Here is a 19,765-nt window from a genome sequence, read left to right as displayed (position 1 = left end):
CGGCCATCGGCAAACGCAGAGCGCGCCATGCGCCAGACGTCGGTCGCCTTGTCCATGATGGCGAGCACGTCCGCCTCGGCGAGCGGCGCCTCGATTGCGATGCGATCTTCCAGCGGCTCCAGCCGGAAGCCCAGGTGCCGCGCCATCTCCGAAGTGATGATCGGCGAGCCGGCGCGGAGATCCGCTTCGACGGCGATATCGACGGGGATCAGCGTGGCGCCGTGCTCGTGGCTGCCGTCGCCACGGCGCTCGCCGAGCGTGGCATACTTGACCAGCGTGGAAACGCCGACGCGCGTCAGCAGGGCAAACGAGGTCACCCCGCCGCCCAGACGGTAGCAGGCATCGGTCACGCCCTTGAGCGAAAGGATCATTTCTTCGGAAATCAGGCGCACGAAAACACCCCGCGAAAATGCAAGGAAACATTTGGTTGAAAGGATTCACTGAAGCGCACGCACCGCGCGCTTAGGGTCGGGCCATCAGATCAAGGAGGCCCGCATGCCAGTCGAAAGAGAAAACGGAAGCGCCCGGCAGGCATCGAGGTCCGCCGCCCGCCGGGCACCGGCTTACGCGCGAAACGAGGAAACGCGCGGAAGTGGAAAGGGAGGGAAAGACGTGCCGGAGCGGCAGGCAACGCCCGCCAGCTCCGGCACGAAGATGCAAGGCGGCTGGAAGGAGGGTTCCAGAGGGGAACTGCGCCTTGCAGAAATGAGACGTGCGAGAGGGCCGCACTCATTCGGCGGCCTCCGGAGCTGGCCCAAATACATCTGGGCGCAGTTCGTGCCGAGAAATCCCAGTGAGCCGCTCGATCTCCAGCACCCGTTCTGCGGGGACCCGCGGCCAAGAGTATAGCGACGCATGCTTAATCCCGAGAGCGCGCGCTAACGACACTACGCCCCCTGCCTCTTTGGCAGCTTTTGCAACAATCTCAATCATAGGCAAATTGTAGGCTGAACCTACAATTTATGTCAACAGCCTACGAAGGTGCAAAATGGTAGGTATTAGCTACAACACCATTATGGAAACCATCGGCTCCAGAATAAGACACGCTCGCAAGGCGGCGGGCATGACCCAGCAGGCTCTAGCGGATGAGCTGGGCATAGATCGAGTGAATATCTCTCAATGGGAGAGCGATATCACGCGCCCAGCAACAGAGCGCATTCCGCAGATGGTCCAGCTGCTCAATATTTCAGAGACCTGGCTCTTTAGCGGCACAGGGGTGGCGCCCACCCTTCCGGAGAAGTCGCGCAAGCGCACTAAAGGTCAGGCGGTGCAAATTGTGCCGGGAGAGCAACTACTCGGGACGGGCAGGATGCCGATCTACGCCGCTGCGATGGGAGGCGATGGCCACGTCATTGTGACGTTTGACCCAATAGACAGCGTCAAACGGCCGGCCGAGCTGGAGAACGTTCGAGGTGGTTACGGCCTTTTGATCGCCGGAGAATCAATGGTTCCAGCGTTCTGGCCTGGCGATATGGCGCTCGTAAACCCGAACTTGCCGCCCGCTCGAAATCGAAATGTGATCCTCTATCATACGCCGCCACATGGAGGCGACGTCGAGGCGATCGTAAAGCAACTTAACGGCTGGAACGATCGCGAATGGCATCTGCAGCAGTATAATCCACTGAGCGAGTTCTCTGAATTCCGACAGGAATGGCCTATCTGCCACCGCGTGGTCGGCAAATACGACGCACGCTAGCCGGCAAGCTCAAGCAACTCTGCTGGCAGCTCGCCATGCACGGCGAGCACAACGGCATCATCCCACGCCCCAGTTTCTGGCTCGCCCGTCCGCGAGAAGGCGACCACACTCGCCGCCGATGCCGCCAATCGCTCCGCCAGATACTCACAATGCGCGCGATCTCTTGCCTGCTTCGGCTGGTCGGCAATCAGCATCCCCTTTTTCCCCCGCTGGAAAGATTGCACTACGAAATACGTAACCATTTTTTGCACTCTCCCTTCCGTTTGTTCTCACTACGTTCTCATTTAGCCGCAACACTTTCTGCGTGTCGAATCATTTTTTGGTAGGTTTAGCCTACATTTTCAGATTGACATAAATGTAGGTTGGACCTACGTTTTGCATCGTTCAGGCCGCGAACAGGGCCGCCGCGTCTCCTCCTCCCAGGCGGCGGCCCACCCTTCCCGGCCTCATTCACCCCAACAATGGAGAATGACGATGCATACCAACATGCTCACCCCGAAGCAGAAGACACGCGTTTCCCAGATCGCCACCATCATGCGCGAGTGCCAGGACGGCCACTGCGACGAGACCTATCTGCGCAACCGCGGCGTGACCGGCGCCGAGATGACGACCCTCGTTCCGAAGGCGGTCGAGGAAGCAAACGCCGCCGCCGTCCGCCGCGCAGCCTGATCGGAGGCCGGCGCCATGCACCAGCACCCCCGCGACTACGCCATCCGGCCGCGCAGCGCAGAGCGAGACCTGTCCCGCCTGCGGATCAAAAGTCTTGAGATCCAGCGCTTCGCCCTTCTGGTGGTCGCGGGGCTGCTGGCCTTCGCCCTCACCGGCGTTCTCGTTCTCGGAGCCTGATCCGATGCGCACCTGCCGCTTCCCCCGATATCCGATCGAGCGCATCGAGGCCGACTGGTCGCGCATCGACAGCCTCATTGCCGCCCGCGACCGCGCCGACCGCATCAGCGCCTTGCTGATGCACTGGGCTTTGCCCGCGCTGCTGGCGGTCCTCTCCCTTGCCATCCTCTGCCGGAGCTAACCCCGCCATGAAGAAAATTCGCGACGCATCCATGATCATTGGCCTTCTGGAAAACGGCCAGTTCAATCCCGCGCTCTCCCAGGAGATCGCCGACACGCTGCAGAAACTCTCCGAAATGTCGGAGGAGAACCCGCACGCCACCTTCAAAGGCCAGACGACCGTCAAGCTGAACTTCTCCGTCAAGGACGGCATGGTGACGATCGGCGTCGACATGGAATCAAAGACCCCCAAGCGCCCGCGCAAGAACTCCGTCTTCTGGGTCGTCGAGGACGGCGCCCTTTCCACCGAGCACCCGCGCCAGCACGACATGTTCTCCACCCGCGCCGTGCCCGACGCCGGCCTCTCCGCTGGCGCGCAGTAAAGGCCCGGGCCCTCCACCCGAAATCACCCATCCGGCCGGGCATCCCGCCCGCGCCTAAACCAAAGAGGAAAGTCCATGGACCAGCTGTCCGAAACCGCCGTCAAGGCCATTGCCGAGCTTGCCGATCGCGCCGGCTACGAGATCAAGACCTTTTCCGTGCCGTCAGGCGTCAAGGGCGTGCCGACCGCAATCCCGGTGCTCGTCAATGGCCGCACCGGCGAGGCGAAGGGCTTGGCCCAGCTGATCGAGCCGTGGCGCACCCGCCCGGAGCGCAAGATCGGCATGGCCCGCGTCAACACGATCGAATCCTTCATCGACCTCGTCGAGCGCCACAAGACGGACGACAGCGTCATCTTCGCCGATATCGACTGGAACAACCCGTCACTGACCGCCGTCATCGATTATCACGGCGCCACCGATGCCGCCTTCGGCCAGCACCGCATCCACTATCCCTTCCCGCGCTCCGAAGAATGGAAGGTCTGGACGGACAAGCACGGCAAGCCGATGCCCCAGGCCGATTTCGCCGAGTTCATCGAAGATCACATTCAGGATCTGACGAGCCCGGACGATCTGGAAGAAGACAGCTTCCAGCGCATGTTTTCCTGCAGGGTCGGGCATCCGACCGACCTCATCATGTTGTCGCGCGGCCTGCAGATCAATGCCGAGGTCCGTGTGAAGAACGCGGTCAAGCTGCAGTCGGGCGAAAGCCAGATCATTTTCGAGGAAGATCACAAGAACGCGGATGGCCAGCCGATCAACGTGCCGGGCGTGTTCGTGATCAATATCCCGATCTTCCATGGCGGCGCAGCGGCCCGCATTCCGGTGCGCCTGCGCTACAAGACCCGCGACGGCGCGATCGCCTGGACCTTCATGCTCCACCGGCCGGACATCCACATCACCGAGGAAGTGCGCCGAGATATGGAACGCGCCGCAGCCGAACTGGACTTGCCGAAGTTCGAAGGCAAGCCCGAGGCCTGATCCAGCGCCACCACGGGGCGGCCACGGTCGCCCCGACTGTTTCTCCCCTTCAGAGGGCCCCACCATGACACATATCACCACAAGGCTCGATGCCGCCACCGAGGCGCGCCTGCGCCAGGCAGCCGAGGAACTGGATCGCCGCGTCGAGGATCTTGCCGAGCTGGCGATCGCCGAAGCCGCCGCAGCTTACTACGCCAGGCGCACCGACGACCCGGCCATCGGCATGGGCGTGCTGCATTCCGTCCTGTTCCCTCCGGAGCTGCACGCATGACGAAGGCATCCGCAATCCCCTTCGGCGGCCCGAAGCAGATCTATGTCCCCGCCGCCTACGAGCCCGAGATCCGCAACCGCATCCTGTCCGGCAAGAGCGTCGCCATGATCGCCGTCGAACTCGGCGCCGACGAGGCTCGCCTGCGCAACTATGTCGGCAACCGTATCGAGCGCTGGCGCACGCAGGGCAAGGCGCCCGTCAGGCCCGAGGACGGCAAGACGGTCGTCTATCGCCGCCAGCTCGCCACCAACGGCGAAATGGTCCTCAAGCCGATCCGCCTTCCATACGTGACGATGCATGCCCGCATGCTGGAAGCGAGGCGCGGCGGGAGCATCGGCCGATGACCGAAACGCTCCCCACCTTCCGCGTTCACTTTCACGACGGCAACAGCCTGATCGCCGAGGCCCGCGCCCGCAAGGAACGCCCCGGCAGCTTCGTGAAGAAGATCACGCTCGTTCGGGAGGAGACCAAGCTTTGAAACCGACAGAGAAGCACATCGAGGCAGCCGCACGAGCAATCTGCATTGCCCAAGGTTACGATCCGAAGACGTTGGACCATGTAGGCAGCTATTCCGGCCTCCCACTCTGGAAGGACAAGATGGGATCTGCCGAAGCCGCCCTTTCCGCAGCGCTTGCGGTGGAGGCGGGGGCGGTGGACATGCAGGGGATCGGGGCTACACATCCAGATGCTCTCGCCGTGGACCGCTTCGCCGACGCCATGAAGGCGAAGATGGCCAAGAAGCGGGCAGAAGGTCGCGGCGGGTGGCAGAACAGAGACGAATGCAGCGGTGACTTCCTTTCGCAGCTACTCCGCGATCATGTCGAGAAGGGAGACCCGGTCGACGTTGGCAACCTCGCCATGATGCTGCATCAGCGCGGCGAACGGATCACCACCTCCCCGGCATCGTCGGGGGTGGAGGGGGAGAAGTGCCCGATCTGCGCCGAGGTGTTCAAGCCCACCGATCTATGCGCCTCCGACATAGAGATGGGCACATGCCACGCCGCCTGCCTTGAAGGATCGCCGGTCGTTGATCTCGACACCGGCAAACCCAGCGACGGGCCGATCAGCACATACCGCTTTGACGAGGGATCCCGTCCCGCCTCCACGCCCGCCGGGGATGGGTGGCGGCCGATCGGCGATCTGGATGCGACGAATGAACGGCTGATCATCATCGGGAGCTATAACGCCCGCCGCCAATGGTGCGCCGACATTTGGAGCACGCAATACCTGCGAGACCAACAGGCAAAATCGGCAGATGGGTTTTACATGAACGCGCCCCACCTCAAATGGGTGCCGACGCATTTCATGGAACTCCCCGCCGCCCCCGCACCACAGACGGAGGGCAGCGCGAATGGCTGACAACACCAAGATCGAATGGACCGACGCCACCTGGAACCCGATCACCGGTTGCTCCATCGTCTCCCCCGGCTGCACCAATTGCTACGCCATGAAGCTCGCCGGCACCCGCCTGCGCCATCACCCGAGCCGCACCGGCCTGACGAAGGACAGCAAGGCCGGCCCGGTATGGACCGGCGAAGTCCGCTTCAACCCCGAATGGCTGGACCAGCCCCTGCGCTGGAAGCGCCCGCGCATGATCTTCGTCTGCGCCCATGGCGACCTCTTCGCCGAAGGCGTGCCCGACGAATGGATCGACCAGGTCTTTGCCGTGATGGCGCTTTCCCCGCAGCACACCTTTCAGGTGCTGACAAAGCGCCCGGAGCGCATGCGGACATACCTGGCGCGCCCGCGACACCTGTTAGCGTCGCGATGGGCCACAGCCGTTCCCCGTGGGCTGCCAATCACCCAGCACGAGGCCATGGCTCGCCTCCATCCCGACGCCACCCCGGAGCATCGAGCCCTGTATCACGCCTGCCCGCTGGCGATCCCGTTGGCGAACGTATGGCTTGGCGTTTCAGTCGAAGATCAGAAGCGCGCCGAAGAGCGCATCCCGGTCTTGCTCGATACCCCGGCCGCCATCCGCTGGATCAGCGCCGAGCCGCTGCTTGGCCCGCTGGACCTGACTTGCATCCATCAACCGAATGATGGCTTCGGTCCATATTGGATCAATGCCTTGAAGTCCGACGAAGTTGGCTGGTTTCATGATGAAGCAGCAACGCTGGCAACCGAAGCAGATCCGCTTGCGTTCTCGGATTTGCCCCGCCTCGACTGGGTCGTCGTCGGAGGCGAGAGCGGCCACGGCGCCCGGCCGATGCAGCCGGAATGGGCCGAGAGCCTGCGCGACCAATGCGCCGCAGCCGGCATCCCCTTCCTGTTCAAGCAGTGGGGATCGCACAAGCAGACGTCCGACTGCAACGGCCGCTACATGATGCCGGCCACCAAGAAGGAAGCCGGCCGCCGGCTGGATGGCATCGAGCACAACGGTTTCCCCGAGGTGCGCCGATGAACGCACCGCTGCCCTACATCTTCCGTTGGAACCGCCAGAACCGTAAAGGTCAGCCCTGCGAAGTGCTCGCACGCGGCACCATGAACAGCTGCCTCGTCCGCTTCGCCGATGGCTATCGCATGGTCACCAGCCGCAACGCCATCATGAAGAACAAGGCCGCGTCCTGTCAGGAAGGGGAGAGCAACCGTGCTTGACCTCACCATTCTGGCGAACCGCGTCGCCGCGGGCCAAATCAAGGCGCTCAGCATCAAGCAGCCCTATCCGCACCACATCTTCCACGACGGCAAAGACGTCGAGAACCGCGACTGGCCGACGAAGGGACGCGGCTGGTTCATCGTTCATGCTGGCGTCTCGAAATCCGAGATCGACAAGGACGATGACGACCAGATGGCATTGCCGCGAGGCGGCGTCGTCGGTATGGCCCGCATCGTCGACTGTGTCACAAAGATGGATAGTGGCTGGTTCTTCGGCCGCTACGGCTTCGTCCTGCGCGATGCCTTCCCGATCCCGCTGATTCCCTGCCGAGGCCAGCTCGGATTTTTCAATCTGGAGCCCGCCACGTGCGCCGCCGTCGCAGATGCAATCCGGTCGCACGCCCCTGTCGGCCAGGATCAGGCGGAGGCCGGTCGCCGATGAATCAGCCAGCCGCCAGCCCCGCGCAAATGCGCCTGGAAGCGCTCCGCACGCGGGCCGCCAGAGCTTCGCGCCAGTTCGGCATAATGGCGGCCGACGGCGAGCTTTTTCTCACATCGGGAGAAGGCGAAGGCTTTGCCCGCGTGATTTGCATATGCGGCGAAGCTCCGGTCGATGACCGGGAGCTGTTCTTGCACATCGCGGAAGATCATTTCTGGCTAATCGAACGCTACGCGCGCCTCGCCGAGCGTTACCGCCAGGCGCTGGCAGAGATTGAGCGGCTGTCACCGAAGCCAAAGCCGGAGAAGGTCCGCAACTTCGCCGCCGAATGCGCGATGAAGTGCAAGGACGATCACCTCTTCCGCAAATTCCTGCACGAATGCCACGGCGCCGACCCCTCCGATCTGGAGCGGCTCAAGACCCGCGTCCGCAGCATCCTCGGCGTCCAGTCCATGGCCGAACTCAACACAGACGAAAACGCCCGCAAGCGCTGGCTGTCGCTGCGGGCGGAATTTGACAGATGGAGGAAGCGCAAATGACGATAGCCGCAGCAGAGCGAATTTCCCCCTGCCCGCTTCCCTCAGCCAGAGGCCTGAACCGGCTGCAGTCCGCCGCCTACGTTGGCGTCTCGCCGTCCCTGTTTGACGAAATGGTCGGCGATGGCAGAATGCCCCAGCCGAAACGCGCGAACGCCCGTGTCATCTGGGACCGTCGCGCCCTTGATCGCGCGTTCGATCGCCTGCCGGGCGGAAGCCCCGATGACGATCAGGATGGATGGGAATTCGAGGTCTGATGCCGAAGAAGTTTGCGAAGAAATACGTCGTCGAGGACACCACCGGCGGCGTTCTGCGGTTCTATTTCCGCAAGAAGGGCCAAAAGAAGATCCGCCTGCCAGGCGTGCCGGGTAGCGATGAGTTCAACAAGGCATATTACGATGCGTTGAGCGGTGTACTCTCGGCAGAGCAGATCGGTCCCAAGCGGTCGACCCAGGGCACGCTCCGCTGGCTTTGCGAGAAGTATTTCCAGTCATCCGACTACATGCGCCTTGACCAGCGCACCAGGCTCGTGCGCAAGCAGATCATCGAGCACATCTGGGCGGAGCCGATCAAGCCGGGTTCCGGCAAGCTCTTCGAGGATGTGCCGATCAATGTGTTCGGGCCGAAAGCCGTCCGGGTGCTGCGCGATCGGAAGTCTGATCTGCCCGAAGCGGGCAACAGCCGCATCAAGGCGCTTCGCGCCGTCTTCAACTGGGCAACTGCAAAAGACGTCGAGCTGGCGATGAGCAATCCCGCCCGTGATGTCGCTTACTTTAAGGGAACGACGGACGGATTCCACACATGGACAGAAGCCGAAGTCGAACAGTTCGAAGCACGGCATCCTGTAGGTACGCGCGCGCGCCTTGCCATGGCGCTGATGCTTTACACCGGCCAGCGCCGCAGCGACATCATCCTGTTCGGAAAGCAACATGTCTCCGGCGGACAAATCAAGTTTACGCAGCAGAAGAACCGCAATCGCAAACCGATCACGTTGGAGCTACCAATCCATCCCGATCTGCAAGAGATTATCGACGCCACGAAATGCGGGGACCTGACCTTTCTGGTGACGGACTTCGGCCGGCCATTCAAGAATTCGAACAGCTTCGGCACTTATTTCCGACGCCGCTGCAACGAAGCTGGCCTTCCTCATTGCAGCGCCCACGGACTGCGCAAGGTGGCCGCGACACGCCTCGCGAACAGAGGCGCAACCGAACATCAGATCATGGCGGTGACAGGCCACACCACCTCGAAGGAAGTGACCCGGTACACCAAGGCCGCAAACCAACGCCGCCTCGCGAAGAGTGCCATCGAGCTTATGTCGAAGCCTGAGAATGATGACGATTGAGAAGTTCAGAACGGGAACAAAAGTGTCCAGAAAATCGGACTGCTTGCGGCGATCTGGACATTAAAGGCAAAAAAAGACAACAAAATCAATGGTAAAAATTGCTGGTGGTGCCCCATGCCGGAATCGAACCAGCACTCCTTTCGGAACTCGATTTTGAGTCGAGCGCGTCTACCAGTTCCGCCAATGGGGCATCGCAGCAGGTGACGAGAGCGCGTCTACCACGCGGGCGGCGTGCCGCGCAAGCGGGTAACGTGCAACTCGCGGGAAGGGTTGCCATACGCGGCGCCTTGACCCGCGCTGGCTCTTCCACCGCATGCTGCGATCTCGGCCACACTGCGGCCGCACAGTCATTTACAAAGGAGGCGGACTTGGTAAAAACGCATATCCTCGAACCGGGACCCATTCATGCTTCGCCGCCTTTACGACTGGACCATGTCGCTCGCCGCACGCAAATCGGCAGAGGCATGGCTCGCCGTCATCGCCTTCGTTGAAAGCTCGGTCTTTCTCATTCCCGCCGACGTCCTGTTCCTGCCGATGGGCCTCGCCCGGCCGGAACGCCTGTGGCGCTATGCCTTCGTCGCAACCGTCGCATCCGTGCTGGGCGGCATCGCCGGCTGGTATCTCGGTCACTACGCCTTCGAGGCGGTCGCAAAGCCGGTGCTGGAGTTCTACGGCAAGCTCGACGCCTTCGACGCGCTGCGCGCCTCGGTCGGCTACGAGACGCTGGTGCTCCTTTTGGTCACCTCGGGGCTGGCGCACCTGCCGCCGATCAAGGTGGTGACCATCCTGTCAGGGGCGGCCAACATCAATCTCGGCCTCTTCATCGTATCTGCGATCCTGGCGCGCGGCGCCCGCTTCTTCTTCCTCGCCTGGCTGCTGCGGCGCTACGGCGAACCGATTCGTGATTTCATCGAAAAGCAGCTCGGTCTCCTCGCAGGCGTCGGCGCCGGCCTTCTGATTGCGCTCTACGCTGCATACCGCTACGTTGCCTGAACCGAGACCCACATCATGTCGATCGCCCTTTCCAACCGCTCCGCCCTTCCCTTCGCCCTTCTCCTGACCGTCGGCATGGCGGCGACGGTTGGCGGTGCGCTCGGATTCGAGCATATCGGCGGCTATATCCCCTGCGCACTGTGCCTGCTGCAGCGGCTGCCTTACTACTACGGCGTCCCCGTCGCGCTGCTGGCGACCCTGTCCGCCGCACTCGGCGGCCCGCCTTGGCTTACGCGCACGCTGCTCCTCGTCGCCGGCGTCATGATGCTGGTCGGCGCCGGGCTTGGCGTCTATCACGCCGGCGCGGAGTGGGGCTTCTGGGAAGGACCCTCGACCTGCGCGACCACCGCGCAAGGGGTGACGCAGAATGCCGGTGACCTGCTCGGCGATCTCGACGCGAAGAAGCCGCCGTCCTGCACCGAGGCCTCGTTCCGCTTCCTCGGCCTTTCCTTTGCCGGCTGGAACGTCATCGCAAGCCTTATCCTGGCCGCGATCGCCTTCAAGGGCGTTTCGGCGAAGAAGAGCTGAGCCAAGGCCGGAGCCCGGCACCCTGCCGCGTAAAGGCCGGAATGCGGAAAGCGGCGTGCGCCTGGACGGCAGCCCTTCTCAGGGCTGCAGTTCGACATCCCAGTAGAGATAGTCCATCCAGCTTTCGTGCAGGTAGTTCGGCGGAAACAGCCGGCCGTTGTTGTGGAGATCCTGTACCGTGGGCTGGTAGGGCCGCTGGTGTGGGAACATCCCAGCCTGCTTCGGAAGCTTGCTGCCCTTGCGCAGGTTGCACGGCGAGCAGGCGGCGACCACGTTGCACCAGGTCGTCTCGCCACCATGGGCGCGCGGGATGACGTGGTCGAAGGTCAGATCGTCCGGCGAGCTGCAATACTGGCATTCGAACTTGTCCCGCAGGAACACGTTGAAGCGTGTAAACGCCGGATGGCGGGACGGCTGCACGTAGGTCTTGAGGCTGACGACGCTCGGCAGGCGCATCGTGAAGCTCGGCGAAGACACCGAATGCTCGTATTCGGCAATAATGTTCACACGGTCGAGGAAGACCGCCTTGATCGCGTCCTGCCAGGACCACAGCGACAAGGGATAATAGCTCAACGGCCTATAGTCAGCGTTCAAAACGAGCGCCGGCAGGGCCTGTGGTGAAACTGAAATCGTCAAGTGATTCTCCTGACCGATTCGGCATCTGCACCTCTATATTAGGCCCGTTGTTACAGCATTGTGAAGCCGGAAAGAAAAAGCGCCGCACGCTTTTAACCCTTTGCAACCCTTTCGCGAAAGCTCAGGCGATCGGAGTGCCGTCGCGGCGCATTTCGCGCGCGTAGTAGGCCCAGAAAAGCCGCGCCGAGACGCCGCGCCAGGGTGACCAGAGCTGTGCGATCTCGTCGAGCTCCGCCTGCGAAGGTCTCACCGGCAGGCCCAGCGCGTGCGCGACCGCATTCTGAAGCGCGATATCGCCGGAGGGAAAGATATCCGGATGACCGGCGCAGAAGAGCAGATAGACCTCGGCCGTCCATCGCCCGATCCCCTTGATCGAAGTCAGCGAGCGGATCGCAGCCATCGCCTCCATGTGGCAGATGGCGTCGAGGTCGATTTCGCCCCGGTCGACGGCTTCCGCCACCCGTCGCAGCGTCTCCGCCTTGGCACGCGACAGCCCTGCCGCGCGGTTGTCCGCCTCCGTCAGGCTCAGCACGTGATGCGGCGTAATGTCGCCGGCGATCTGTTCAAGCTTGTACCAGATGGCGTCAGCGCTGGCGCGCGAAATCATCTGCGACACGATGATGCCGGCAAGCCCGCGGTAGCCAGGATCGTGCCGGCGAAGCGGCACCGGGCCCGCCTTGTCGATGACCTGGAACAGCCGCGCATCGAGCAGCGCCAGGTCGACCAGGCCGGCGGCGACATCCGCCTGCGTTCGGATCATGTGCAGTTGCATGGCACCCCCATCGCGTCGAACCGCCTTTCGCGCCTGCCGCCCCATTGGCGGCCGCGCCGGTTTCGTGCATGAAAATCTGATGGATTCGCCGTTGTCAAAGCAAGCCGTCTTTCGTTTTGCCCCGAGCCCGAACGGGCTCCTGCATCTCGGCCACGCCTATTCCGCCATCCTCAACCGCAACATGGCCGCGGCCTGCGGCGGCCGCTTCCTGCTGCGCATCGAGGATATCGATACCGCGCGTTGCAGGCCAGAGTATGAAGAGGCGATCTATCGCGACCTGCATTGGCTGGGCATCGAATGGGAGCGTCCGGTGCGGCGCCAGTCGGAACACTTCCCCTTCTACCAGCATGCGCTGGAGGACCTGATCGGCCGCGGGCTTGCCTATCCGGCCTTCCTCAGCCGCGGGGAGGTGCGACAGCGGGTTGCCGCCAGCGAGGCATCGGGAAGGCCGTGGCCGCGCGATCCGGACGGCGCCCCATGCTATCCGACAGAACAGCGCGGTCTCGATCCGGCCCTTGCCCGGCAGTGGATCCAGAACGGCCGGCAACACGCCTGGCGGCTCGACATGGATGCAGCGATCGCCGCGATGAAAGCCCGGCTCGGCGATCACCCGCTGCAATGGGAGGAGACCGGTTCCGGCCCCGCCGGCGAGACCGGACAGGTGATGGCGGACCCGCAGCGCTGGGGCGATGTCATCCTTTCGCGTCCGGACGCCCCTTCGAGCTACCACCTCTCCGTCACGCTCGACGACGCGCTGCAGGGCGTCACCCATGTGGTGCGCGGACAGGATCTCTTCCATGCGACGTCAGTCCACCGGCTGTTGCAGGTGCTGCTCGACCTGCCCCAGCCCGTCTACCGTCATCACGGGCTGGTGCTCGGCGACGACGGGCGAAAGCTTTCGAAAAGCAACCGCGACACCGGGATCGCCGCCTACCGCGAGAAGGGACTGCTACCGGCGGACCTCTGCCTGCTGTTCGCGCGCAATGGCCTCGTCCTCGATTGAAGCCGGCTCGTCCGCCGCCGCCTTCCTGCCGCGAATGCGATCGAGGATGAGGTGCTTGACGCGGTACTTCAGCAGCGCCGCGTTGATCTCGGCCCCGAGGATGAAGATCACGCCGACGATATAGAGGAAAACGAGCGCGATCATGATCGACGCAAGGCCCGCATAGGTCTTCACATAGGTCGAGAAGGCAGCGAGGTAGGAGGCGAAAACATAGGCGCCGATCGTCCAGGCCGCGAGCGTCAGCACGATCCCTGGCAGCACGTCGGCAATCCGGCGATGGCCGGCGGGCAGCCACAGATGCGCGATCAGAAGTCCGACGAAAAGCACCATGAGGGTGCCGAAGAGACCCCATTCGAGAACCAGCGAGTAGACATAGCCGAGCCAGGGAATCCATTGGTCCGTCGCGCGCACGGCCAGCGGCGCCGCGACGAGCACGATGCTGATCGCCGCCAGCGCGACCACGCCGAGCACGACGAAGCCGAGACTTGCCAGGCGCGTTACATACCACCAGCGCGTCTCGCTGACGCGGTAGGCCCGGTTCAGCGACACCCGCAGCGCCTCGACGCCGTTGGACGCGAAATAGGCCGCCGCCAGCACCGAAACAGTCGCCAGCCCGCCGCGCGGAATCGTCAGGACGGCAACGACCTCACGCGAGATTGGATCGGCGATCGACGCCGGCCAGGTGTCGAAGATGAGGTGGACTGCTGTGTCGGCAAACTGGTCCGCGCCCAGAAAGGTGCCAAGCGCCGTGCCGAAGATCAGGAAAGGGAACACGGCAAGAAGCGTCGACAGGGCCACGTGGCTCGCCATTGCCCAGCCGTCGTCTTCGGTGAAATGCCAGATCGCGTCGAACACGACCTTGTAGACGAGGCGTAGAGCGGTCGGCATTTCCCATCCCGTTTGCTGGCCCTCCCGATCGGGACGGTCTTTTTGGCGCAATTGTCAGCGCCCGGTGAATATGGGAAACGAAACTGAATTTGTACAGGAAATGCAAATGGCAGAACTCGTTTCCACGGCTAGAACGATCATCGTCACCGGGTGTTCCTCCGGCATCGGCGCCCATTGCGCACGTGCGCTCAAGGCAGACGGGTGGCGCGTTTTCGCCACGGTCCGCAAGGAAGCCGACCGCTCCCCCCTGGAAGCGGAAGGCATCGAGACCTTCATCATGGACTACACCGATGGCGGCTCGATCGCAGCGCTCGCCGATTCCGTGCTTGAGCGCACCGGCGGACGGATCGACGCTCTGTTCAACAATGGGGCCTACGGACAGGCAGGCGCCGTGGAAGACCTGCCTGTTCAGGCACTGCGCCAGCAGTTCGAGACGAATGTGTTCGGCTGGCACGACCTGACGCGCCGCCTCATCCCTGTGATGCGCCGCCAGGGCCACGGCCGCATCGTGCAGTGCTCCTCCATCCTTGGGATCGTCCCCTATCGCTGGCGCGGCGCCTACAATGCGTCGAAGTTCGCACTCGAGGGCCTGTCGCTGACGCTGCGCATGGAGCTTGCAGGCTCCGGGATCCAGGTCAGCCTGATCGAACCGGGTCCGATCGAATCGCGTTTCACCGCGAACGCCGTCGCCCACATCGAGCGCAACATAGATCTGGAAAACTCGGTCCATGCCGAGGAATACCGCCGGCAGATGCGCCGTCTGCGGGGAGAAAGCAGGCCTTCGCCCGGCAAGCTCGGCCCGGACGCAGTCTATCGGGTCCTCAAGCATGCGCTGGAGGCCCGGACGGCGCGTCCGCATTACATCGTCACCTCGCCTGCGAAAAAAGGCGCGATTTTGAAGAAGCTGCTGCCAGCGGCATTGTTCTATCGCATCATCGGCAGGCTCGGATGACCGCCGTCCGAAACGTCAACTCGCTTCAGCAAGAAACAATTTCTGGACATAACTCTCGCAACGACGGATTCTCGGAAAATGTCTACCTTCCTCACCTATCTCACGCTTTTCGTCATGGGCCTAGTCGCGATCGTTTTGATTCGCGGCCTCGCAAACATGCTCAAGGGCGGAAGCGGCAACAAATCCAACAAGCTCATGCAGATGCGAATCGTCCTGCAGGCAGTCGCCATCGTGCTCATCATGCTGACGCTGTGGGTCACCGGCGGCGGCCGGCCGTCCTAAGGCTCGTTCCATGGTCAAGCTGAACAAGATCTACACCCGCACGGGCGACGACGGCACGACGGGCCTGGTTGCCGGCCCGCGCCGCAAGAAATACGACGCGCGCGTCGAGGCCTATGGCGAGGTCGACGAGACCAATTCGCTGGTCGGCGTCGCACGCCAGCATACCGCGGGCTTCCCCGATCTGGACCGCATGCTGATGAGGATCCAGAACGACCTCTTCGATCTCGGCGCAGATCTGGCGACGCCTGTAACCGGAGAGGTGCTGCAATATGAGCCGCTGCGCATCGTCAAGGCACAGGTCGAGAGGCTCGAAAACGAGATCGACGCGCTGAATGCCGACCTTTCGCCGCTGCACTCATTCGTGCTCCCCGGCGGAACGGCAGGGGCTGCGGCGCTGCATGTGGCGCGGACAGTTGCCCGACGCGCGGAACGGCGGGTCGTCGAGCTCGATGCGATCAAGGGGGAAGCGGTGTCGCCGGAGGCCATCGCCTACATCAACCGGCTGTCCGACTTTCTCTTCGTCGCCGCCCGCTGGGTGAATGACAAGGGTGTGCGCGACGTTCTCTGGGTGCCGGGCCAGAACAGGTAAGGGCTGAAGCAAGCCGAGGGGATGGGGCCGCATGTTCATACCGCTGCATGACAGGAACTCGCTGAAGTACATCAAGGCGCAATACGTCACGATCGGCCTGATCCTGGTCAACGTGGCGGTGTGGCTGGTGGCAGGCCTTGCCGCAAACCAGGCGTTTTCCGACGAAACCGTGGTCGGGCTCGGATACATCCCGGCCGTCGTCTTCGGCTATGCCGACCTCGAGCCGGGGCTGGTGCTCGTACCCGAAGACGCGACCTATATCACCTATGCGTTCATCCATACCGATTTCCTCCACCTCGCCTCCAACATGCTGTTTCTCTGGGTCTTCGGGGACAATGTTGAGGATGCGCTTGGCCACTTCCGCTTTCTCGTCTTCTATCTCGCCTGTGCTGCAGCCGGCGCGCTCGTCCACGGGCTGTTCCAGCCCGCCTCCGAAGCGCCGCTGATTGGCGCTTCGGGCGCGATTTCCGGCGTGGTGGCAGCCTATCTGCTGCTGCATCCGAAGGTGCGCGTCTGGGTGCTCGTCTTCTTCCGCTTTCCCCTGCCGCTGCCGGCAGCCGTTCCGCTGGTGCTTTGGGTCGGTCAGCAGTTCTACATGCTGTTTCTCGATCCGAACGGCGACGTCTCGTGGGGCGCCCATGTCGGCGGCATCATCGCCGGCGCTGTTCTTGTCGTCTTTCTCAGGCGGCGTGGGGTGCCGCTGTTCGACCGTACCATCGTGACGCCGGATGCGGTGCGACACAAGGAAACGACCCCGACGAAGGAACAGGAGGAACGTCAGGCCTCCTCCGCGCCGCCCATCCGGTGGGGCAGATAACTCTGCCGCCCGGCAACGCGCCATTTATTGACGTTGACGTGAACGTCAATAATATGTCATCAGGTTTCTCCGCGAGAGCCCGTCGAAAGATTTGAACTTGCGAAAAAAACGCGTATCGATGTCGCCAACCGACAATCGGACCGCGCCCCGATGGCGCATTTTCCCACCCGGGCATTGGAAGGAGAAGCCATGAAGATTCTGGTCCCTGTAAAGCGGGTCGTCGACTACAACGTGAAGATCCGTGTGAAGGCGGATGGTTCGGGTGTCGAGCTTGCGAATGTGAAGATGTCGATGAACCCGTTCGACGAAATCTCGGTGGAAGAAGCGTTGCGGCTGAAGGAAGCCGGCAAGGCTGCGGAAGTGGTGGTCGTGTCCATCGGCCCGGCCAAGGCCGAAGAGACGCTGCGCACGGCACTTGCCATGGGCGCTGACCGCGCCGTCCTGATCGAGACCGACGACGCCGTCGAGCCGCTGGCCGTGGCGAAGATCCTGAAAGGCGTGGCCGAGGCCGAGCAGCCCGGCCTGATCATCGTCGGCAAGCAGGCGATCGACGACGATTCGAACCAGACCGGCCAGATGCTGTCGGCGCTGTTGGGCTGGGCCCAGGGCACGTTCGCCTCGAAGATCGAGCTCGGCGACGGCAGCGCCAAGGTCACCCGCGAGGTCGATGGCGGCCTGCAGACGATCGAGATCAAGCTGCCGGCGGTCGTCACCACCGACCTGCGCCTGAACGAGCCGCGCTATGCTTCGCTGCCCAACATCATGAAGGCGAAGAAGAAGCCGCTCGACAAGAAGACCCCCGGCGATTTCGGCGTCGACACCGCGCCGCGGCTGAAGGTGCTCAAGACCGAGGAGCCCTCGGGCCGCAAGGCCGGCGTCAAGGTCAAGTCGGTGGCCGAGCTGGTCGAGAAGCTGAAGAGCGAAGCCGGCGTGCTTTGACACCCTCCGTCATCCCGGCCTTGAGCCGGGATCCAGCCGCGCCGCGTCGGTGGACTTGCGCGCGCTGGATGCCGGAGCAAGTCCGGCATGACGGGATGAACAAGATTGTCGCGCGCCGGCCCCAAGGGAACCGTTGAGCGCAAACAGATAGGGAGACATCATCATGGCCATTCTTCTTCTGGCTGATCACGACAACGCCCATCTTTCCGACCAGACGGCCAAGGCGCTGACGGCGGCAACGAAAATCGGTTCCGACGTGCACATCCTCGTCGCCGGTGCCGGTGCCAGGGCCGCTGCCGAGCAGGCGGCCAAGCTTGCCGGCGCCTCCAAGGTGCTCGTCGCCGAGGACGCAAGCCTCGAAAACAACCTCGCCGAGCCGCTGGCAGCCCTGATCGTTTCGCTTGCCGGCAGCTACGACACGATCGTCGCCGCCGCCACCTCGGTCGGCAAGAACGTGCTGCCGCGTGTGGCAGCGCTCCTCGACGTCGCCCAGGTCTCCGAGATCGTCGAAGTGGTAGCACCCGATACCTTCAAGCGGCCCATCTATGCCGGCAACGCCATCCAGACGGTGCAGTCGACCGATGCAAAGAAGGTGATCACCGTGCGCACGGCAAGCTTCGCCGCCGCATCCGAAGGCGGCTCCGCTGCGATCGAGACGGTGGCCGCCGCCGCCGATCCGGGCCTTTCGACCCATGTGGGCGACGCACTGTCGTCGTCGGACCGCCCCGAGCTGACCTCGGCCAAGATCATCATCTCCGGCGGTCGCGCGCTCGGTTCGGCGGAGAAGTTCAAGGAGGTGATCCTGCCGGTGGCCGACAAGCTCGGCGCCGCCGTCGGCGCCTCGCGCGCCGCCGTCGACGCCGGCTATGCGCCGAACGACTGGCAGGTCGGCCAGACCGGCAAGGTGGTCGCCCCGCAACTCTACATCGCCTGCGGCATTTCCGGCGCCATCCAGCACCTCGCCGGCATGAAGGACTCGAAGGTCATCGTCGCCATCAACAAGGACGAGGAGGCCCCCATCTTCCAGGTTGCCGACTACGGCCTCGTCGCCGACCTCTTCGAAGCCCTGCCGGAGCTTGAGAAAGCGCTCTGAGCGGTTACGGCGACTGCGGCACCGGCGACGAATAATCGCTGGAAAAAAACGTCGCACACCATTATCACTTCACCGGGTCGACATTCGTCGGCCCGGTTTCCTTTTGGGCTTCGGCCAGTCGGTGAGCGGAAAATGAGCACGATCAGGAATGTCGGTATCGTCGGAGCGGGCCAGATGGGCTGCGGCATCGCCCATGTCTGCGCCTCCGCCGGCTACAAGGTCCAGATGTACGATCTTTCGATGGAGCGCATCGAGGCGGGCCTCGCGACGATCCACGGCAACCTGGCAAGGCAGGTATCCTCCGGCAAGATGACCGACGAGCAGCGCAAGGATGCGCTGTCGCATATCAAGGGCTCCAACGACGTCAACGATCTCTCCCAGGCCGACCTCGTCATCGAGGCTGCGACCGAAGACGAAACCGTCAAGCGCAAGATCTACGGACAGGTCTGCCCCGTCCTGAAGCCCGACGCGATCCTGGCCACCAACACGTCTTCACTTTCCATCACCCGCCTCGCCTCCGCGACCGACCGCGCCGAGCGCTTCATGGGCATTCATTTCATGAACCCGGTCCCCGTCATGAAGCTGGTGGAACTGGTTCGCGGCATCGCGACTGAAGAGGAAACCTTCAAGACCGCCAAGGAATTCGTGGCGAGCCTCGACAAGACGGTTACCGTTGCAGAGGACTTCCCGGCGTTCATCGTCAACCGCATCCTGCTGCCGATGATCAACGAGGCGATCTATACGCTCTACGAAGGCGTGGGAACGGTGGATGCGATCGATACCGCCATGAAGCTCGGCGCCAACCACCCGATGGGTCCCCTGCAGCTTGCGGACTTCATCGGCCTCGACACCTGCCTCTCGATCATGCAGGTGCTCTATGAAGGCCTGGCGGACTCCAAATACCGACCCTGTCCGCTGCTTGTGAAGTATGTCGAGGCCGGCTGGCTCGGACGCAAGTCCGGCCGCGGCTTCTACGACTACCGCGGCGAAGTGCCCGTCCCCACCCGCTGATATCCGCTGCG

At 63.1% G+C, this 19,765-nt stretch carries 32 protein-coding genes and 1 tRNA gene; 26 read left to right on the top strand and 7 right to left on the bottom strand.

All coding sequences use genetic code 11. The features are described 5' to 3' along the window. The coding region (locus CRO48_RS18495; RefSeq protein WP_141402072.1) for a hypothetical protein at nucleotides 1-392 on the bottom strand (392 nt) is incomplete at its 3' end. 337 nt (nucleotides 393-729) lie between these two features. Next, complete coding sequence (locus tag CRO48_RS18490) at nucleotides 730-933, bottom strand: transcriptional regulator (protein WP_097141334.1); 204 nt, start codon at nucleotides 931-933, stop codon at nucleotides 730-732. Between the two features lie 55 nt (nucleotides 934-988). On the opposite strand from CRO48_RS18490, the gene CRO48_RS18485 reads away from it, so the two are divergent. Beyond that, nucleotides 989-1,696, top strand: coding sequence for an XRE family transcriptional regulator (locus CRO48_RS18485; protein WP_245423567.1), 708 nt, complete (start codon nucleotides 989-991; stop codon nucleotides 1,694-1,696). Here the strand turns inward: CRO48_RS18485 and CRO48_RS18480 are convergent. Then, a complete protein-coding gene (locus tag CRO48_RS18480) occupies nucleotides 1,693-1,938 on the bottom strand; it encodes a hypothetical protein (RefSeq protein WP_097141333.1) in 246 nt (81 codons plus the stop codon). The two genes, CRO48_RS18485 and CRO48_RS18480, sit on opposite strands and share 4 nt — an antisense overlap. 232 nt (nucleotides 1,939-2,170) lie before the next feature. Here CRO48_RS18480 and CRO48_RS18475 point away from each other — a divergent pair, with 232 nt between their 5' ends. The 15 genes from CRO48_RS18475 to CRO48_RS18420 all read left to right on the top strand — a co-directional run bounded on the left by CRO48_RS18475 (nucleotide 2,171) and on the right by CRO48_RS18420 (nucleotide 9,251). Next, on the top strand, nucleotides 2,171-2,365 hold the full coding sequence (locus CRO48_RS18475; protein WP_097141332.1) for a hypothetical protein: 195 nt from the start codon (nucleotides 2,171-2,173) through the stop codon (nucleotides 2,363-2,365). 15 nt (nucleotides 2,366-2,380) lie between these two features. Continuing rightward, nucleotides 2,381-2,542 (top strand): hypothetical protein, encoded by a 162-nt coding sequence (locus CRO48_RS32270; RefSeq protein ID WP_176526806.1) that lies wholly within the window; start codon nucleotides 2,381-2,383, stop codon nucleotides 2,540-2,542. 4 nt (nucleotides 2,543-2,546) lie between these two features. After that, the gene (locus CRO48_RS32265) at nucleotides 2,547-2,723 is read left to right on the top strand and encodes a hypothetical protein (protein WP_176526805.1); all 177 of its coding nucleotides are present in this window, start codon (nucleotides 2,547-2,549) and stop codon (nucleotides 2,721-2,723) included. 7 nt (nucleotides 2,724-2,730) lie between these two features. Beyond that, a complete protein-coding gene (locus tag CRO48_RS18470; RefSeq protein ID WP_097141331.1) occupies nucleotides 2,731-3,084 on the top strand; it encodes a hypothetical protein in 354 nt (117 codons plus the stop codon). Between the two features lie 75 nt (nucleotides 3,085-3,159). Continuing rightward, complete coding sequence (locus tag CRO48_RS18465; RefSeq protein WP_097141330.1) at nucleotides 3,160-4,062, top strand: DUF2303 family protein; 903 nt, start codon at nucleotides 3,160-3,162, stop codon at nucleotides 4,060-4,062. A 64-nt stretch (nucleotides 4,063-4,126) separates the two neighbouring features. Continuing rightward, nucleotides 4,127-4,333, top strand: a complete 207-nt coding sequence (locus CRO48_RS18460; RefSeq protein ID WP_097141329.1) for a hypothetical protein — start codon at nucleotides 4,127-4,129, stop codon at nucleotides 4,331-4,333. Further along, complete coding sequence (locus CRO48_RS18455) at nucleotides 4,330-4,677, top strand: hypothetical protein (RefSeq protein ID WP_097141328.1); 348 nt, start codon at nucleotides 4,330-4,332, stop codon at nucleotides 4,675-4,677. The genes CRO48_RS18460 and CRO48_RS18455 overlap by 4 nt, the downstream gene beginning before the upstream one ends. Next, complete coding sequence (locus tag CRO48_RS32260) at nucleotides 4,674-4,811, top strand: hypothetical protein (protein WP_176526804.1); 138 nt, start codon at nucleotides 4,674-4,676, stop codon at nucleotides 4,809-4,811. Before CRO48_RS18455 ends, CRO48_RS32260 begins: the two co-directional genes overlap by 4 nt. Further along, nucleotides 4,808-5,692 (top strand): hypothetical protein, encoded by an 885-nt coding sequence (locus CRO48_RS32255; RefSeq protein WP_176526803.1) that lies wholly within the window; start codon nucleotides 4,808-4,810, stop codon nucleotides 5,690-5,692. Before CRO48_RS32260 ends, CRO48_RS32255 begins: the two co-directional genes overlap by 4 nt. Then, entirely contained in the window at nucleotides 5,685-6,737 is a 1,053-nt protein-coding gene (locus CRO48_RS18445; protein WP_097141327.1) for a phage Gp37/Gp68 family protein, read from the top strand. Before CRO48_RS32255 ends, CRO48_RS18445 begins: the two co-directional genes overlap by 8 nt. Continuing rightward, nucleotides 6,734-6,931, top strand: a complete 198-nt coding sequence (locus tag CRO48_RS18440) for a hypothetical protein (protein ID WP_097141326.1) — start codon at nucleotides 6,734-6,736, stop codon at nucleotides 6,929-6,931. The genes CRO48_RS18445 and CRO48_RS18440 overlap by 4 nt, the downstream gene beginning before the upstream one ends. After that, a complete protein-coding gene (locus tag CRO48_RS18435) occupies nucleotides 6,924-7,373 on the top strand; it encodes an ASCH domain-containing protein (protein WP_245423566.1) in 450 nt (149 codons plus the stop codon). Before CRO48_RS18440 ends, CRO48_RS18435 begins: the two co-directional genes overlap by 8 nt. Next, nucleotides 7,370-7,909 carry a hypothetical protein gene (locus CRO48_RS18430; protein WP_097141325.1) on the top strand — a complete coding sequence of 180 codons (540 nt, stop codon included), beginning with the start codon at nucleotides 7,370-7,372 and terminating at the stop codon, nucleotides 7,907-7,909. Before CRO48_RS18435 ends, CRO48_RS18430 begins: the two co-directional genes overlap by 4 nt. Next, nucleotides 7,906-8,163: a hypothetical protein gene (locus tag CRO48_RS18425; protein ID WP_097141324.1), complete on the top strand. Its 258-nt coding sequence runs from the start codon at nucleotides 7,906-7,908 to the stop codon at nucleotides 8,161-8,163. The genes CRO48_RS18430 and CRO48_RS18425 overlap by 4 nt, the downstream gene beginning before the upstream one ends. Further along, the gene (locus CRO48_RS18420; protein ID WP_097141323.1) at nucleotides 8,163-9,251 is read left to right on the top strand and encodes a tyrosine-type recombinase/integrase; all 1,089 of its coding nucleotides are present in this window, start codon (nucleotides 8,163-8,165) and stop codon (nucleotides 9,249-9,251) included. Before CRO48_RS18425 ends, CRO48_RS18420 begins: the two co-directional genes overlap by 1 nt. A gap of 105 nt (nucleotides 9,252-9,356) precedes the next feature. Here CRO48_RS18420 and CRO48_RS18415 read toward each other — a convergent pair. Beyond that, nucleotides 9,357-9,441: transfer RNA gene (locus CRO48_RS18415), tRNA-Leu, on the bottom strand. A gap of 215 nt (nucleotides 9,442-9,656) precedes the next feature. Here CRO48_RS18415 and CRO48_RS18410 point away from each other — a divergent pair. After that, nucleotides 9,657-10,244 (top strand): YqaA family protein, encoded by a 588-nt coding sequence (locus CRO48_RS18410; protein WP_097141322.1) that lies wholly within the window; start codon nucleotides 9,657-9,659, stop codon nucleotides 10,242-10,244. A gap of 15 nt (nucleotides 10,245-10,259) precedes the next feature. After that, nucleotides 10,260-10,772, top strand: coding sequence for a disulfide bond formation protein B (locus CRO48_RS18405; protein ID WP_097141321.1), 513 nt, complete (start codon nucleotides 10,260-10,262; stop codon nucleotides 10,770-10,772). Nucleotides 10,773-10,850: 78 nt separating this feature from the next. On the opposite strand, the gene CRO48_RS18400 is transcribed toward CRO48_RS18405, so the two are convergent. After that, nucleotides 10,851-11,408, bottom strand: coding sequence for an HNH endonuclease (locus tag CRO48_RS18400; RefSeq protein ID WP_097141320.1), 558 nt, complete (start codon nucleotides 11,406-11,408; stop codon nucleotides 10,851-10,853). Between the two features lie 121 nt (nucleotides 11,409-11,529). Next, a complete protein-coding gene (locus tag CRO48_RS18395) occupies nucleotides 11,530-12,174 on the bottom strand; it encodes a DNA-3-methyladenine glycosylase family protein (RefSeq protein ID WP_097141357.1) in 645 nt (214 codons plus the stop codon). A gap of 85 nt (nucleotides 12,175-12,259) precedes the next feature. On the opposite strand from CRO48_RS18395, the gene gluQRS reads away from it, so the two are divergent. Next, on the top strand, nucleotides 12,260-13,183 hold the full coding sequence (gene gluQRS, locus CRO48_RS18390; protein WP_097141319.1) for a tRNA glutamyl-Q(34) synthetase GluQRS: 924 nt from the start codon (nucleotides 12,260-12,262) through the stop codon (nucleotides 13,181-13,183). On the opposite strand, the gene CRO48_RS18385 is transcribed toward gluQRS, so the two are convergent. Then, nucleotides 13,130-14,071 carry a YihY/virulence factor BrkB family protein gene (locus CRO48_RS18385; protein ID WP_097141318.1) on the bottom strand — a complete coding sequence of 314 codons (942 nt, stop codon included), beginning with the start codon at nucleotides 14,069-14,071 and terminating at the stop codon, nucleotides 13,130-13,132. The genes gluQRS and CRO48_RS18385 overlap by 54 nt on opposite strands. A 106-nt stretch (nucleotides 14,072-14,177) precedes the next feature. Between CRO48_RS18385 and CRO48_RS18380 the strand changes: the two genes are divergently transcribed. The 7 genes from CRO48_RS18380 (at nucleotide 14,178) to CRO48_RS18350 (ending at nucleotide 19,754) form a co-directional block, all read left to right on the top strand. After that, on the top strand, nucleotides 14,178-15,023 hold the full coding sequence (locus tag CRO48_RS18380; RefSeq protein ID WP_097141317.1) for an SDR family oxidoreductase: 846 nt from the start codon (nucleotides 14,178-14,180) through the stop codon (nucleotides 15,021-15,023). A gap of 78 nt (nucleotides 15,024-15,101) precedes the next feature. Beyond that, complete coding sequence (locus CRO48_RS18375) at nucleotides 15,102-15,305, top strand: twin transmembrane helix small protein (protein WP_097141316.1); 204 nt, start codon at nucleotides 15,102-15,104, stop codon at nucleotides 15,303-15,305. Between the two features lie 10 nt (nucleotides 15,306-15,315). After that, on the top strand, nucleotides 15,316-15,894 hold the full coding sequence (locus CRO48_RS18370) for a cob(I)yrinic acid a,c-diamide adenosyltransferase (protein ID WP_097141315.1): 579 nt from the start codon (nucleotides 15,316-15,318) through the stop codon (nucleotides 15,892-15,894). A gap of 31 nt (nucleotides 15,895-15,925) precedes the next feature. After that, complete coding sequence (locus tag CRO48_RS18365; protein ID WP_097141314.1) at nucleotides 15,926-16,711, top strand: rhomboid family intramembrane serine protease; 786 nt, start codon at nucleotides 15,926-15,928, stop codon at nucleotides 16,709-16,711. 189 nt (nucleotides 16,712-16,900) lie between these two features. Beyond that, nucleotides 16,901-17,650, top strand: coding sequence for an electron transfer flavoprotein subunit beta/FixA family protein (locus CRO48_RS18360; protein WP_097141313.1), 750 nt, complete (start codon nucleotides 16,901-16,903; stop codon nucleotides 17,648-17,650). A gap of 163 nt (nucleotides 17,651-17,813) precedes the next feature. Next, nucleotides 17,814-18,743: an electron transfer flavoprotein subunit alpha/FixB family protein gene (locus tag CRO48_RS18355; protein WP_097141312.1), complete on the top strand. Its 930-nt coding sequence runs from the start codon at nucleotides 17,814-17,816 to the stop codon at nucleotides 18,741-18,743. Between the two features lie 132 nt (nucleotides 18,744-18,875). Then, nucleotides 18,876-19,754: a 3-hydroxybutyryl-CoA dehydrogenase gene (locus tag CRO48_RS18350; RefSeq protein WP_097141311.1), complete on the top strand. Its 879-nt coding sequence runs from the start codon at nucleotides 18,876-18,878 to the stop codon at nucleotides 19,752-19,754. The last annotated feature ends 11 nt before the right edge of the window (nucleotides 19,755-19,765 follow it).

Origin of the sequence: Rhizobium subbaraonis, assembly GCF_900220975.1 — a bacterium.
GTDB classification, from domain to species: domain Bacteria; phylum Pseudomonadota; class Alphaproteobacteria; order Rhizobiales; family Rhizobiaceae; genus Mycoplana; species Mycoplana subbaraonis.
The sequence above is the reverse complement of the archived record's forward strand: the minus strand, read 5'-3'. Positions and strand labels throughout refer to the sequence as shown.